Annotated in this window: 12 protein-coding genes and 1 pseudogene; 2 read left to right on the forward strand and 11 right to left on the reverse strand. The window is 62.8% G+C overall.

What is annotated here, in order from left to right:
- Both B5F12_RS11900 and B5F12_RS11035 read left to right on the forward strand, forming a co-directional pair.
- Positions 1–441, forward strand: a pseudogene (locus tag B5F12_RS11900) (hypothetical protein); the annotation flags it as partial.
- A gap of 85 nt (positions 442–526) precedes the next feature.
- A complete protein-coding gene (locus B5F12_RS11035; RefSeq protein WP_343286321.1) occupies positions 527–1561 on the forward strand; it encodes a M42 family metallopeptidase in 1035 nt (344 codons plus the stop codon).
- A 253-nt stretch (positions 1562–1814) separates the two neighbouring features.
- On the opposite strand, the gene B5F12_RS11040 is transcribed toward B5F12_RS11035, so the two are convergent.
- The 11 genes from B5F12_RS11040 to B5F12_RS11090 form a co-directional block, all read right to left on the reverse strand.
- The gene (locus B5F12_RS11040) at positions 1815–2501 is read right to left on the reverse strand and encodes a V-type ATP synthase subunit D (protein ID WP_087234360.1); all 687 of its coding nucleotides are present in this window, start codon (positions 2499–2501) and stop codon (positions 1815–1817) included.
- 3 nt (positions 2502–2504) lie between these two features.
- Complete coding sequence (locus tag B5F12_RS11045; RefSeq protein WP_087234362.1) at positions 2505–3887, reverse strand: V-type ATP synthase subunit B; 1383 nt, start codon at positions 3885–3887, stop codon at positions 2505–2507.
- A complete protein-coding gene (locus B5F12_RS11050; protein WP_087234365.1) occupies positions 3884–5659 on the reverse strand; it encodes a V-type ATP synthase subunit A in 1776 nt (591 codons plus the stop codon). Before B5F12_RS11050 ends, B5F12_RS11045 begins: the two co-directional genes overlap by 4 nt.
- A 216-nt stretch (positions 5660–5875) precedes the next feature.
- Positions 5876–6190: a V-type ATP synthase subunit F gene (locus tag B5F12_RS11055; RefSeq protein ID WP_087234367.1), complete on the reverse strand. Its 315-nt coding sequence runs from the start codon at positions 6188–6190 to the stop codon at positions 5876–5878.
- 15 nt (positions 6191–6205) lie between these two features.
- A complete protein-coding gene (locus tag B5F12_RS11060) occupies positions 6206–7204 on the reverse strand; it encodes a V-type ATPase subunit (RefSeq protein WP_087234369.1) in 999 nt (332 codons plus the stop codon).
- A 44-nt stretch (positions 7205–7248) separates the two neighbouring features.
- Positions 7249–7839 carry a V-type ATP synthase subunit E gene (locus B5F12_RS11065; protein WP_087234371.1) on the reverse strand — a complete coding sequence of 197 codons (591 nt, stop codon included), beginning with the start codon at positions 7837–7839 and terminating at the stop codon, positions 7249–7251.
- 15 nt (positions 7840–7854) lie between these two features.
- On the reverse strand, positions 7855–8349 hold the full coding sequence (locus B5F12_RS11070) for a V-type ATP synthase subunit K (RefSeq protein ID WP_087234373.1): 495 nt from the start codon (positions 8347–8349) through the stop codon (positions 7855–7857).
- A gap of 1 nt (position 8350) precedes the next feature.
- Positions 8351–10357, reverse strand: coding sequence for a V-type ATP synthase subunit I (locus B5F12_RS11075; RefSeq protein WP_087234375.1), 2007 nt, complete (start codon positions 10355–10357; stop codon positions 8351–8353).
- Entirely contained in the window at positions 10357–10671 is a 315-nt protein-coding gene (locus B5F12_RS11080) for a hypothetical protein (RefSeq protein WP_087234377.1), read from the reverse strand. The genes B5F12_RS11075 and B5F12_RS11080 overlap by 1 nt, the downstream gene beginning before the upstream one ends.
- 285 nt (positions 10672–10956) lie before the next feature.
- Positions 10957–11649, reverse strand: coding sequence for a hydrolase (locus B5F12_RS11085; protein WP_087234380.1), 693 nt, complete (start codon positions 11647–11649; stop codon positions 10957–10959).
- Between the two features lie 95 nt (positions 11650–11744).
- Positions 11745–12561: putative glycoside hydrolase (locus B5F12_RS11090; RefSeq protein WP_087234382.1), on the reverse strand; the 817-nt coding region annotated here is incomplete at its 5' end.

Genomic DNA, 12561 nt, shown 5'->3' on the forward strand with positions numbered 1-12561 from the left:
CCCCCTCAGCGGCCCCACCCAGCGCCCCCCAGACCTCAACCTCAGCCCAAGACCTGCTGTCTGCGCCAGCAAGTGCTGGACAGCCTGGAGCAGTGGCAGCTGGCCCGACTGCTCAGCCGCCGGGCAGGCAAGCAGAGCCGCCAAATGTCCAACGTGGCCGCCCAGCTCCACCAGCAGGCCAAGCAGCTCTCGGCGGCCTACTTTCTCCAATCCGGGGTGCGCTATTGGCCCGTGGCCCAGCTCACCGCCCCCCGGATGACCACCTACGTAGGGGGCCTGCGCCAGCTCTATCAGCGCAACCAGGCCCTCACCCAGGAGTTCCAGACCTGCCGGGCCAAGGCGGGCAGCCCCGACCTTGCCCAACTCTATGGCCAACTGGCCCAGGAGGGCGTGAAGCGGGCGGCCCTGCTGCGCCAACTGCTGGAACAGACCGGGATGTGACCTTGCACATTCCCCCGACACCATGCTATACTAAAGTCCGACGGCATTCGGCCGCCGGACTTTTTCAACAAAGGAAGCGATCTGTGTGGAACACGTAGTAAATGACGCCGTGGAACAGGCTCTGGCCCTGCTGGCCATTGACAGCCCCTCCGGCTACACCGAAACGGTGGCACAATATGCATACAATCATCTGAAAGACCTGGGTTTTGAACCTCAATACACCCGGAAAGGGGCCGTTCTGGTAAACCTCACCCCCAACCTGCCACAGGACAACGGCCTGCTGCTGCTGGCCCACCTGGACACCCTGGGCGGCATGATCTCCCGCATCACCGGAGAAGGCCGCATCCACATTGTCAACGTGGGCGGCCTGCGCCCCCACAACTGCGAGGGGGAGAATGTGCGCATCCGCACCCGGGATGGCAAGGTGTACACCGGCACCTTCCAGCTCCACAATCCCTCTGCCCACGTCAACCCCGACTACGCCGACACCCCCCGCACCTTCGACACCATGGAAGTGGTGCTGGACGAAGAGGTGGAGAGCCGGGAGGACGTGAAGGCCCTGGGCATCTCCAACGGGGATGTGGTGTGCTTTGACCCCCGCACCACCGTCACCCCCTCGGGGTACATCAAGAGCCGCTTCTTGGACGATAAGCTGTCTGCTGGTATCCTCCTGGCCCTGGCCCGCCAGGTGGCCCATGGGGACGTGACCCCCTCCCGGCCGGTGTGGCTCCACCTCACCGGATACGAGGAAGTGGGCCACGGCGGCTCCACCTCCGTCCCCGCTGGCATCACCGACGTGGTGGCGGTGGACATGGGCTGCGTGGGCGACAACCTGGAGGGCGAGGAGCGCAAGGTGTCCATCTGCGCCAAGGACGGCCGCTCCCCCTATGACTACGCCCTCACCAGCCAGCTCATTGAAGCGGCCAAAAAGGGCGGCGCAGACTACGCCGTGGACATCTTCACCAACTATGGCTCGGACGCCGACGCCACCCTCTCCGCCGGGTACGAGGTGCGCCACGGCCTCATCGGCCCTGGTGTCTTCGCCTCCCACGGCTACGAGCGCAGCCACAAAAAGGGCGTGCTGAGCACCTTGAAGCTACTGGATGCCTTTGTGGGATAATGAAACGGTAAAAAAGGGAGATGCAAGGCTGGCCTTGCATCTCCCTTTGATTTTCACATAAAAAGTGTGTTGACCGCCCGGCTGCACCCGAGCGGTCAACATTAGTTGAACGAATCTCTTGGGGCTAACCGTCATGCAACAGCGCCCTTTTCATGTTCATTATAGCCACCCCTTCCCTGGTTGTCAATGCCCAGCGGGGATGGCTTCCAGTCCAAAAAACAAGGTGCCAAAATAGGCACCTTGTTTTTTGCTCTTATTGGAAGTTCTGCAAAGCCTCAGCATCCCGGGCCTTCTGCTCCTCCAGGGCCTGCTTGAGCAGCATGTCCTTCACCTTCATCAATCGGGTGGTGGTGGAGCGGTCGTTCTCATCCAGCTTCATGGTGATATACCGGATGGCCTCCTGGGTGTTGGGAATCATCACGTATTCCAGGGCGTTGACCCGGCGGCGGGTCTTTTCGATCTCCTCGGCCAGCAGCTGGGCCGTCTTTTCAATCTGGGCCAGCTTGAGCATGGACTGGAACACATCGCCCAGGGCCTCCACAGCGGAGTCCAGCTCGCCGGAGGTGGTGGCAAAGCCGTAGGGGAAGATGTCCGAGGTGTCGCTGGTGCGGGTCTTGTAGGTGTAGGTGGGCACGTTGACGCTCATCACATTGCGGAAGCTCATGTCCAGCTCCACGCTCTGCTTGGGGTACATCAGCGCCTGCTCCATGGCCGCCCCGCTCATGAGAGCGGAGGCCACGGTGAAGGAGCCGTGCACCCGCATCAGCTCCTCCTCCACCTGGCTGCGCAGGGCGCGCACCTCCCGCACGGTGTCCAGAAACTGCTTCATCAGCTCGTCCCGCTTGTCTTTGAGCAGCTTGTGGCCCCGCTGGGCGGTCTTCAGCTTGCGTTTTAAGCGGGTGAGCTCCATTCGGGTGGGATTGACAACGGTGGCAGCCATTGTTTATCCCTCCTTCTTGGGCAGGTACTTGTCGATATACTCCGGCTTGATGCGCTTGAGCTCCGCCTTGGGCAGGATGGACAGCAGCTCCCAACCCAGGTCCAGGGTCTCCTCAATGGAGCGGTTGGTCTCATAACCCTGGTTGACATAGCGCTTTTCAAACTCATCGGCGAACTTGGCGTACAGCAGATCGGTGGGGGTCAGAGCGGCCTCACCCAGAATGGACATCAGCTCCTTGTTGTCCTTACCGGTGGAGTAGGCGGCAAAGAGCTGGTTCATGGTGTTGGCGTGGTCCTCGCGGGTCTTGCCCTCGCCGATACCCTTGTCCTTCAGACGGGACAGAGAGGGCAGCACGTCCACGGGGGGATTGATGCCCTGGCGGTAGAGGGCACGGGAGAGGATGATCTGGCCCTCGGTGATATATCCGGTCAGGTCGGGGATGGGGTGGGTCTTGTCATCCTCGGGCATGGTGAGGATGGGGATCATGGTGATGGAACCGGGCTTGCCCAGCTGACGGCCGGCACGCTCGTACATGGTGGCCAGGTCGGTGTACAGGTAGCCGGGGAAGCCACGGCGGCCGGGCACTTCCTTCTTGGCAGCCGACACCTCACGCAGGGCCTCGGCGTAGTTGGTGATGTCGGTCAAAATGACCAGCACGTGCATACCCTTCTCAAAGGCCAGATACTCGGCGGCGGTCAGGGCCATACGGGGGGTGGAGATACGCTCCACGGCGGGGTCGTTGGCCAGGTTGGTGAACAGCACGGTGCGGTCGATGGCGCCGGTGCGCTTGAACTCCTGGACGAAGTACTCGGACTCCTCGTAGGTGATACCGATGGCGGCGAACACCACGGCGAAGTTGCCGGCGTCGTCGCCCAACACACGGGCCTGACGGGCGATCTGAGCGGCCAGCTGGGCGTGGGGCAGACCGGAGCCGGAGAAGATGGGCAGCTTCTGGCCACGCACCAGGGTGTTCAGACCGTCAATGGTGGACACACCGGTCTGGATGAACTCGTTGGGGTAGTCCCGGGCGGCGGGGTTCATGGGCAGGCCGTTGATGTCCCGGTACTCCTCGGCCAGGATCTCGGGGCCGCCGTCAATGGGACGGCCCATGCCGTTGAACACACGGCCCAGCATGTCGCCGGACACACCCAGCTGGAGGGGGTGGCCCAGGAAACGCACCTTGGACTGGGCCAGGTTGATGCCGGCGGCGGACTCGAACAGCTGCACCACAGCGGTGTCGCCGTTGACCTCCAGCACCTTACCACGGCGGATGCCGCCGTCGGGCAGCTCGACCTCCACCAGTTCGTCATAGGTGACGTTTTCCACCATCTTCACCATCATCAGGGGAGAGACGATCTCCTGAATGGTTCTATATTCACGAATCACAGGGTATCACCCGCCTTTTCCACAACTTCGTCGATTTCCCGCTCCATCTGCACCCGGATGTCGGCGTACTCCTGCTGGTACTGCTCCACGGGCACGGACTTAGCGCGGCCAATGCGCTCCCGGGCGGGGATGCCAAACAGCTCCATGGTGGGAGCGCCCTTGGCGATGGCGGCCCGGCACAGCTTGTCATAGTTCAGAATCATGGCCAGCAGCTGGGCCTGGCGGTCATAGCTGGAGTAGGAGTCCACGTCCATAAAGGAGTTTTGCTGGAGGAAGTCCTCACGCACCATACGGGCGGACTCCAGGGTCAGCTGGTCATTGGGGGACAGGGAGTCCTTACCAACCAGCTGCACAATCTCGTTGAGGCTGGCCTCGCTCTGCAGCAAGCTCATGGCCTGCTCCCGGTTGGCCATAAACTCCGGGCCCAGATTCTCGTCAAACCAGGGCTTCAGGGAGTCCAGGTACAGGGAGTAGGAGTTGAGCCAGTTGATGGCGGGGAAGTGGCGCTTGTAGGCCAGCTGGGCGTCCAGAGCCCAGAACACCTTGACGATACGCATGGTGCCCTGGCTGACGGGCTCGGACAGGTCGCCGCCGGGAGGGGACACGGCGCCCACGGCGGTCAGAGAACCACGGCGGTCGTCGCTGCCCAGGCAGGACACGGAGCCGGCCCGCTCGTAGAACTGGGCCAGACGGGAGGCCAGGTAGGCGGGGTAGCCCTCTTCGCCGGGCATCTCTTCCAGACGGCCGGACATCTCACGCAGAGCCTCGGCCCAGCGGGAGGTGGAGTCGGCGATGACGGCCACGTCGTAGCCCATGTCACGGAAGTACTCGGCGATGGTGATGCCGGTGTAAATGGAGGCCTCACGGGCAGCCACGGGCATGTCGGAGGTGTTGGCAATGAGCACGGTCCGCTTCATCAGGGACTCGCCGGTGCGGGGGTCGATGAGTTCGGGGAACTCACGAAGCACGTCGGTCATCTCGTTGCCACGCTCGCCGCAGCCAATGTAGATGACGATGTCCACGTCAGACCACTTGGCCACGGCGTGCTGCATCACGGTCTTGCCGGAGCCGAAGGGGCCGGGGATGGCGGCGGTGCCGCCCTTGGCCACGGGGAAGCAGGTGTCCACAATCCGCTGTCCGGTGGACAGGGGACGGACGGGGGGATACTTGCGCTTATAGGGACGGCCCACACGCACGGGCCAGCGCTGGCTCATGGTGATCTCCACGTCGGTGCCGTCCTCACGGGTCAGGACAGCCACCACGGTCTTCACGTTGTAGGAGCCAGCGGGGGTGACGCTCTTCAGAGTGCCCTTGAGGTAGGGGGGCACCATGATCTTGTGGAGCACCACGGGGGTCTCGGGGACGGTGCCGATGACATCGCCGCCCTCCACCTGATCGCCCACCTTGGCCACGGGAGTGAACTCCCACAGCTTCTCGGGGTCAATGGGGGGAACCTCCACGCCACGGGGCAGGTTGTTGCCCCCCACCTTCTTCATGATCTCCTCCAGGGGTCGCTGGATTCCATCGTAGATATTCTCAATCATGCCGGGGCCCAGCTCCACGCTCATGGGGTAACCGGTGGTTACCACCTCGGCGCCGGGGCCCAGGCCGGAGGTCTCCTCATAGACCTGAATGGAGGCGGCATCCCCGTTCATGGTGAGGATCTCACCGATGAGGCGCTGGGGACCCACACGGACCACGTCGGACATGTTGGCGTCCGACAGGCCGGTGGCCACCACCAGGGGGCCGGAGACCTTAACTACTTTACCCATATCGTCGAAACCTTCCTTCTAGGTTTTGATTTTTGTGTATTCAAACACGCCATGGCAATGCCGAGACATAACGGCAAGTGGTATGACGGAGCAATTTTGTGTCAGACCGAGGCGTGGCTTTGCAGAAATCCTTTGTGGATTTCAAAAAGTCACAACGATGGTATGGCGCAAAAGGGCCCGTCAGAACCGCAGCCGTCATGGCGAGGGATTGCCCCATCAAAGAATGTCTGCGCCTACGGCACGCTCCACTGCCTTCTTGATGTTGCGCATGCCAATGCCCTGGCTGCCCTCTTTGCCGGGAATGAGAATGATGGCAGGGGTCAGGGCGTCCTTGTAGCGGGCGATGTCGCTGTCCATACTGGCCGCCAGGGTCTCGGTGAGATAGATAATCCCGTAGTTCTCCTTGGCGATGGTGTGGAGGGTGGTGCGGGCCTGGTCCACGCTGTCCACCGGGAAGGCGGCCAGCCCTAAGGCCTTGAAGCCCAACACGCTGTCCTTGTCGCCGATGACGGCGATCTGATAACGAGCCATGTCCCTTCCCCTCCTTTAACCGTAGGTCCGGCGCAGACGCTGCCGGATGGTGTCTCCGTCCAGGCCCGCCATACGGCCGGACAAAATGATGCGAATGGCGGTCATCTCCGCCTGTCGGGCGTAGAGGTAGCCCACAATGGGCTGCTCGCCAAAGGCCACCCGGCGGCCTGCCCCCAGGTAGTCCATGACGGCATCGTCGCACTGCCGCTCAAAGTCGGTCAGCGCCCCGGAGCCGGGGGCGGACAGAGCGGAGCCCGTGGCAGCGGCCTGGGAGAGGGGACTGGTGCGGAACAGGCCCGCCAGCTCGTCCCCCCGGGCAGTGGCCAGGGTACGGGCGGGGACATTGCCCCCGGGCACCAGCACCTGCTGGAGAAAATCCATGCCCTTGTTCAGCCGGGATGCCCGGACGCAGGAGCGCAGGTTGGCCACGTCAATGGTCAGGGCCACGTAGCCCTCCAGGAACTTGCTGTCCGCCTGACGGGCCATGGCAGTGAGCTCCTCAAAGTAGGCCCGGTCCAGGATGAAGTCGGACAGCTGGGGGTCGCCGGTGGCACCCAGGGTCTCCCGGGCACGGGCCACACCCCGGCGGAAGATGTCGGAGCAGCCCCGCAGATCCTCCCGGCTGTAGTCCTCCGCCAGACGGCGGGGGTCGTACCGGCCGCCCCCCACCAGCAGGGACTCCTGGTTTGACCCCAGGGCTTCCCCCTTCACCAGCACCTTGGCATTGTGGTAGTCGTAGCTGCACCGGAACACATCCAGCAGCGCCCGGTTGCCCACAGCACTGCTCAAATCGTGGAACAGGTCGGTCTGGGCCTTGGAGAGCATCTCCTCAATGCCCCCTGCCGTCACCTGCCCCAGGTCTTCATATCCGCACTCGGTGAGCACCTTGGCAGCCTCGGAAAGCTCCCGGGCCTCAATCATCCGCTCCATGCGCTCATGGTTGAGCAGTCGGTTCTCCATGGCGTGGATGCGGGCGGATATGGTCAAATAATCCAAATCTTTCTCGTGTGACATGGTTGATTTCCCCCTTTCTGAAATGATGTGTGAAAGGGTCTGCATCAACCGAAGAGCACGTCTGCCACCTGGGTGGACAGGGTGTTCCGCTGCAGCCGCACCAGGGTCTCAAAGGTGCAGTTGACCTCCACCACCCCGTCGCTGAGGATGAAGCCGCCCTGCATGGGGCGGGTCTCCTGGGACAGGGTCAGCTGGCCCTTGTCCCCCAGCTTCTGGTTGGCGGCCACCACCACCGCCTTGCCCAACCGGGCCCGATCGGCAGCGGAGAAGATGAGGGCCTCGGTGCCCTTGGAGGCAGCCTGGGCGGCCAGATCGGCCAGCAGAGCCACGCACTTCTCCTGGGGCAGCTGGGTGAGCTTTTTCATGGCCAGCTGGAAGGCCTCTTCCACGACCTCCTGCTTGGCCCGCAGCACTTCCTTGCGGCACTCCAGCTGGGCCACGCTGGCCAGCCGCTCGCCCCGCTCGGCAGCAGCCTTCTCGCCCCGGGCCAGGATGTCGTCGGCCTCGGCCTTGGCCTGAGCCTGATACTCAGCGGTGATCTTCTCCGCCTCGGCCTGGGCCGCTGCCAGCACGTCGTCGATTTCCCGCTGGGCATCGCTGCTGATGCGGTCTATGATCTTCTTGATTCCGTCCATAGTCTACCTCTCAGCTCAGAAGCCGAACATGATCATCAGGAAGGAGATGAGCAGGGACAAAATGGCGTAGAACTCCACGATGATACACAGCACCATGCCCTTGGACCAGTCGTTGGGGTTCTTGGCCACGATGTTCACCGAAGCGGCGGCCACACGGCCCTGGGCAATGCCGGAGAGCAGACCACCCAGTGCCATGGGTAGGCAGGCGGCCAGAATCAGCAGGCCGTTGGCCACGCTCAGCTGGGCCACGGTGCCGTCAAACAGGCCCATCTTCATCAGGGCCAAAAAGCCGATGACCAGGCCGTATAGACCCTGGGTGCCGGGGATGACCTGCAGGATCATGCACTTGGAGAACTGAGAGGGATCCTCGGACAACAGGCCGGCGGCGGCCTCACCGGCCAGACCGGTACCCTTGGCGGAACCGACGCAGGCCAGGCCTGCAGCCAGAGCAGCACCCAGAAATCCAAAGAAGGGACCGGCATACATGGTCAGAAATTCGCTGATATACATATTATTTTTCCTCCTCAATATCGACGTACTTGGTGTTGATTTCCAACGGACGCCAGGGACGTCCGCCTTCCTGATAAAATTGTTTGAAAAATTCCAGATATTGCAGTCGGGACGTGTGTACATAGGTACCAATGACATTGAGCCCGATGTTGAAGCTATGTCCCAGCAGGAAGATGATGAAGAAAATTGGGATCCCCAGCGCCGGGGGCAGCCCGCTGCCGGGCATGGCCGCCAGGATGTTGAACACCTGGCCGATGACCGAGCCGGCCAACATCATCACCATCAAGCGGGAGTAGGAGAGGATGTCTCCAAAATAGCCGGTGACACCGTTGTACACCGCACCGATCACCGCACCCAGCTTCCCGCCGATGCCCTTGGCCCCCCGGGCCTGGCCCAGCAGCATCAAACAGCCCACGATCAGCACCACCGGGTAGCCCGACACATTGCCGATGCCCAAGGCAAACAGGGCGATGCCCACAAAGATGACCCACCAGGATCCCACGTCCAGCACCGCATCCAGCACCTTGCCGTCCCGGCACAGCATCCAGAACTTCACCGCCATGCCCACCACGATCTGAACCAGGCCTACCACCAGGGAGAACACCAGCACACTCATGGGATCGCCCATGACGTTGAGCAGCGGGCCGGGTACGCCGCTGCCCTCGGGCGCCGACAAAAACGGAATCACCGGCTGGGGCAAGCCCAGCATCCCGGTAAACTGCACCAAAAAGTCGGAGAAAAAGCCACCGGTGAGCAGGCCGATCACCGCAGAGGAAATGCCGCACATGATCATCAGCCGCACCAGCTGACCGAATCCCCCCTTGGGACGGATCCGCCACTGGATGAATGCGGTGACGGCGGCCAGGATCAGGCCGTAGCCCAAATCGGCAAACATAAAGCCAAAGAAAAACACATAAAAGGGCATCATCAGCCCATTGGGATCCACTCCGTCATAGGCGGGCAGGGAGTACATGGTGGTAATGGTGGTCAGCGGCTCGGTGAGCCGGTTGCTCTTGAGCTTCACCGGCACCGTGGGATACTCCTCCCGCTCCGGCGCCCGGATGTCCCAGGCGCAGACATAGCCCCTCAGGGCCTGTCCCAGCGCCTCTACGTCGGGGTCGGGCACCCAGCCCTCCAGATAGAAGGCACATTCCGAATCCACCAGTCGACCCTTGGCCTCCTCCCGAGCGATGTCCTGAGCCACCCGGTCCAGGCACAGACGCAGAGCGTCCCGGTGGGGGGCAAAGGAGGCGATGTGCTCTTTGGCCTCATCCATCTTCTGGGCCACCACCGCCAGCTGGTTGTCCAGCTGCCGGTCATTGTCCGCCGCCGTCCCTGTCCAGCCCCGGAGGTTGGAGCGGGAGAAGCCAAACTCCCGCATGGTCTCACAGCAAAGCTCCTCCACATCGCTGTGACAGATGAGGAGGAAGTACTGCAAGTCTCGGTCTGCGCTGGCATAGGTCAGGCTGGTCAAGTCACTGGCCTGGGTCACCGCCGCCTCCATGGCGGCGTAATTCGCCCGGGCGGGGATGGTGCCGAAGATCACGGCAATGTTCTCATCCCCGGACAGCTCCAAAGGTACATCCAGGGACAGCCATGGGGCCAGCGCCGCCTTTTGAGTTTGCAACTTGCCCTGCTCTGCCGTGAGGTTGGCCAGCTCCCGCTCCCCGTCCACAATGGCCTGAGCGGTGTCCAGCCCCCGCCGGTAGCTGTCCTGGTCGAACAGCTCCTTCCGGCTCAGCCGGGGCCGGGGGCGCAGCAGCCCCCCCTTGAGAGAGACGTGCCTGGCCAGCACGTTCAGCGCCTGGTTGAGCAGATTGCTCTGCTCCCGGGCGGTGGCCAGTCCCTGTCCATCCGGCTTGCCCACCGCCGCCCACTGGGGATCGGACAGATCAATGGCAGGCTCGTCCACCTCCACACACCCCAGCTTTTGCAGCAGGTGCAGCAGGCTCTCACGCTCCGACCGCATCCCCATCAGGCGCAGCCGTTTCATTTTTACGATTGCCATCAGTTTTTACCTACCCTTCCAACAATGAGGTCCGCCGCTTGCTCCAGATGCCCGCGGGCCTGCCGCTTCATGGCCTCACAGGCCTGGGCGTTGCCCTCCAGCACCTGGCGGGACTGCTGGGCGGCCAGCTCCTCGGCCTGGGCCATCATGGCCTTGGCCTTCTCCTGGGCCTGGGCCCGGGCCTCGGCCACCAGCGCCTTTCCAGCCCGCTGGGCGTCCGCCACAATCCGCTTGGCCTGGGCGGCAGCTTCCGCCTTCTGGCCCCGGGAGGCCTCCTCGGTCTGGGTCACCTTCTGGATGGCTTCAAATGCCATAGTATCTCACCTCTTTCTGGGACTCAAAGGTCATCAGGTTCCTTGGTTAGATGATCCCCGATTATGTTAAAATTGTACCACATTTGTCAAATCGGTTCAATAGTTTTTTAAGATTTTCGGTGAAAAAGTTCCACACTTCTTTTTGTAAAATCCCTGTGTTTTTTGTGTTTTCCGTTCTATTTTTATCTCTTTTCTACTTTACTACCTATTTAACTAATGTTCCACAAAAAGAAACCCCCAGGGCGTACGCCTTGGGGGTTTGAAGGAATCGGGTATGTGGAAGGCTCAGGTTTCCCCCTGTTCCTGGCGGTAGCGCTGCATGGAAACGGCGAACAGATCCGCACTGCTGGGCGGGGTGTAGGTAATGGCGTTGGCCCCGGCGGCGATGGTCTCCAAAATGCTCTCGTCGGTGGGTCCGCCGGTGGCGATGATGGGGACGTTGGGGAACTGCGCCCGCACCGCCCGGACGATCTCAGGGGTGTGCCGGGCCCCGGAGATGTTGAGGATATCCGCCCCGGCCTCCAGCCGAGCGGCAATGTCGGTGTTGTGGGACACCACGGTGACCACCACCGGGATGTCCAGCACCTGCTTGAGCCGACGCACCACGTCGTTTTGGGTGGGGGCGTTGACCACCACCCCGAAGGCACCCTCGTGCTCGGCGTCGTTGGCCAGGTTCACCACCCGCAGACCCCGGGTGACGCCGCCGCCCACTCCCACAAACACGGGCATGTCGGCGGCCTGCATCACCGCTCGGTGGATGGCGGGCTGGGGGGTGAAGGGGTAGACGGCCATGACGGCGTCGGCGTTGATGTTGCGGATCACCGCCACGTCGGTGGTAAAAGCCAGGGATTTGATTCTCCGCCCGAATACCCGGATGCCGGAGCACTCGGAGATGCAGGTGGGAATTTTAATCATGTGGCTGCGCAGGGTGCCCTCGTACTCAGGCACCCACTTGCGGGGGGCAATTTTCTCTGTCATGGGGGTTCTCCTCTAAATGGGACAATGAAGAATGAAAAATGATGAATGCAAACCCTGATCGTGCTTGCGGCTCCCTCCGGGAGGCTTTTCGTCGCTCACTCCCAGATGGTCTGGCCGCTGGCGGCCTCCTGGACCACCAGTTGGCGGGTGGTGTCAATCCCGGCCTGGGTCAGCACACGGGTCACCTGGGTCTGGGTGGTGGCCTTGTTCAGGGTCACCCACACCCGCTGGGTGTACTGGGCCAGCAGCTGGGGGGTCATGCCGCTGGTGACCCCGCCCTCCACCAGGGAGTCTCCCCGCACCTGGGCGGAGAGGCGGACCTGGCTGCCCTCCAGGGCCTGGGTGACCTCCTGCCAGAACTGCTCCACCACGGTGGTGCGGGTGTCGGGGTAGTTGGTGGACTGGGCCAGCACGTGCACCTCGCCCTGGTCGGGGAAGTAGGCGCTGTCCAGCACCAGCTCGTCAAAGCCCATCTCAGACAGCTCCACGCACAGGTCCACCAGGTACTGCCGCACCTGGGTGTTCACCGGGCTGACCCAGCTCATGCCCATGGAGTCATACCAGCGGTTGCCGCCACGGGTCATCAGCAGACTGCTGCCCACGTTGGCAGCGGCCAGAGCCTGGTCCCGGAAGCAGTCCACCCGGGCCACCAGGTAGATGTCCTGGGCGGACAGAGCGCTGAGGGCCTGGGTGAGGCTCTGGGTGGTGGACACCGTGCCCAGCTGACGGGCCAGAGCGGCCTGGCTGGGCCACTGCAGCTTGCCCCACTCGCCCTTGACCTGAACCACCACGGCGTCACAGCCCGTCTGCTGGGCCAGGGTCTGGGCCGAGCCGTCCAGCAGCTGGCTCACCGTCACGTCCACCGCCCGAATCTCCTCCGCCTCCGGGGCCTGGGAGGGGGTGGGAGAGGGC

The sequence above is a fragment of the Pseudoflavonifractor sp. An176 genome (genome assembly GCF_002160435.1).
GTDB classification, from domain to species: Bacteria; Bacillota; Clostridia; order Oscillospirales; family Oscillospiraceae; genus Enterenecus; species Enterenecus faecium.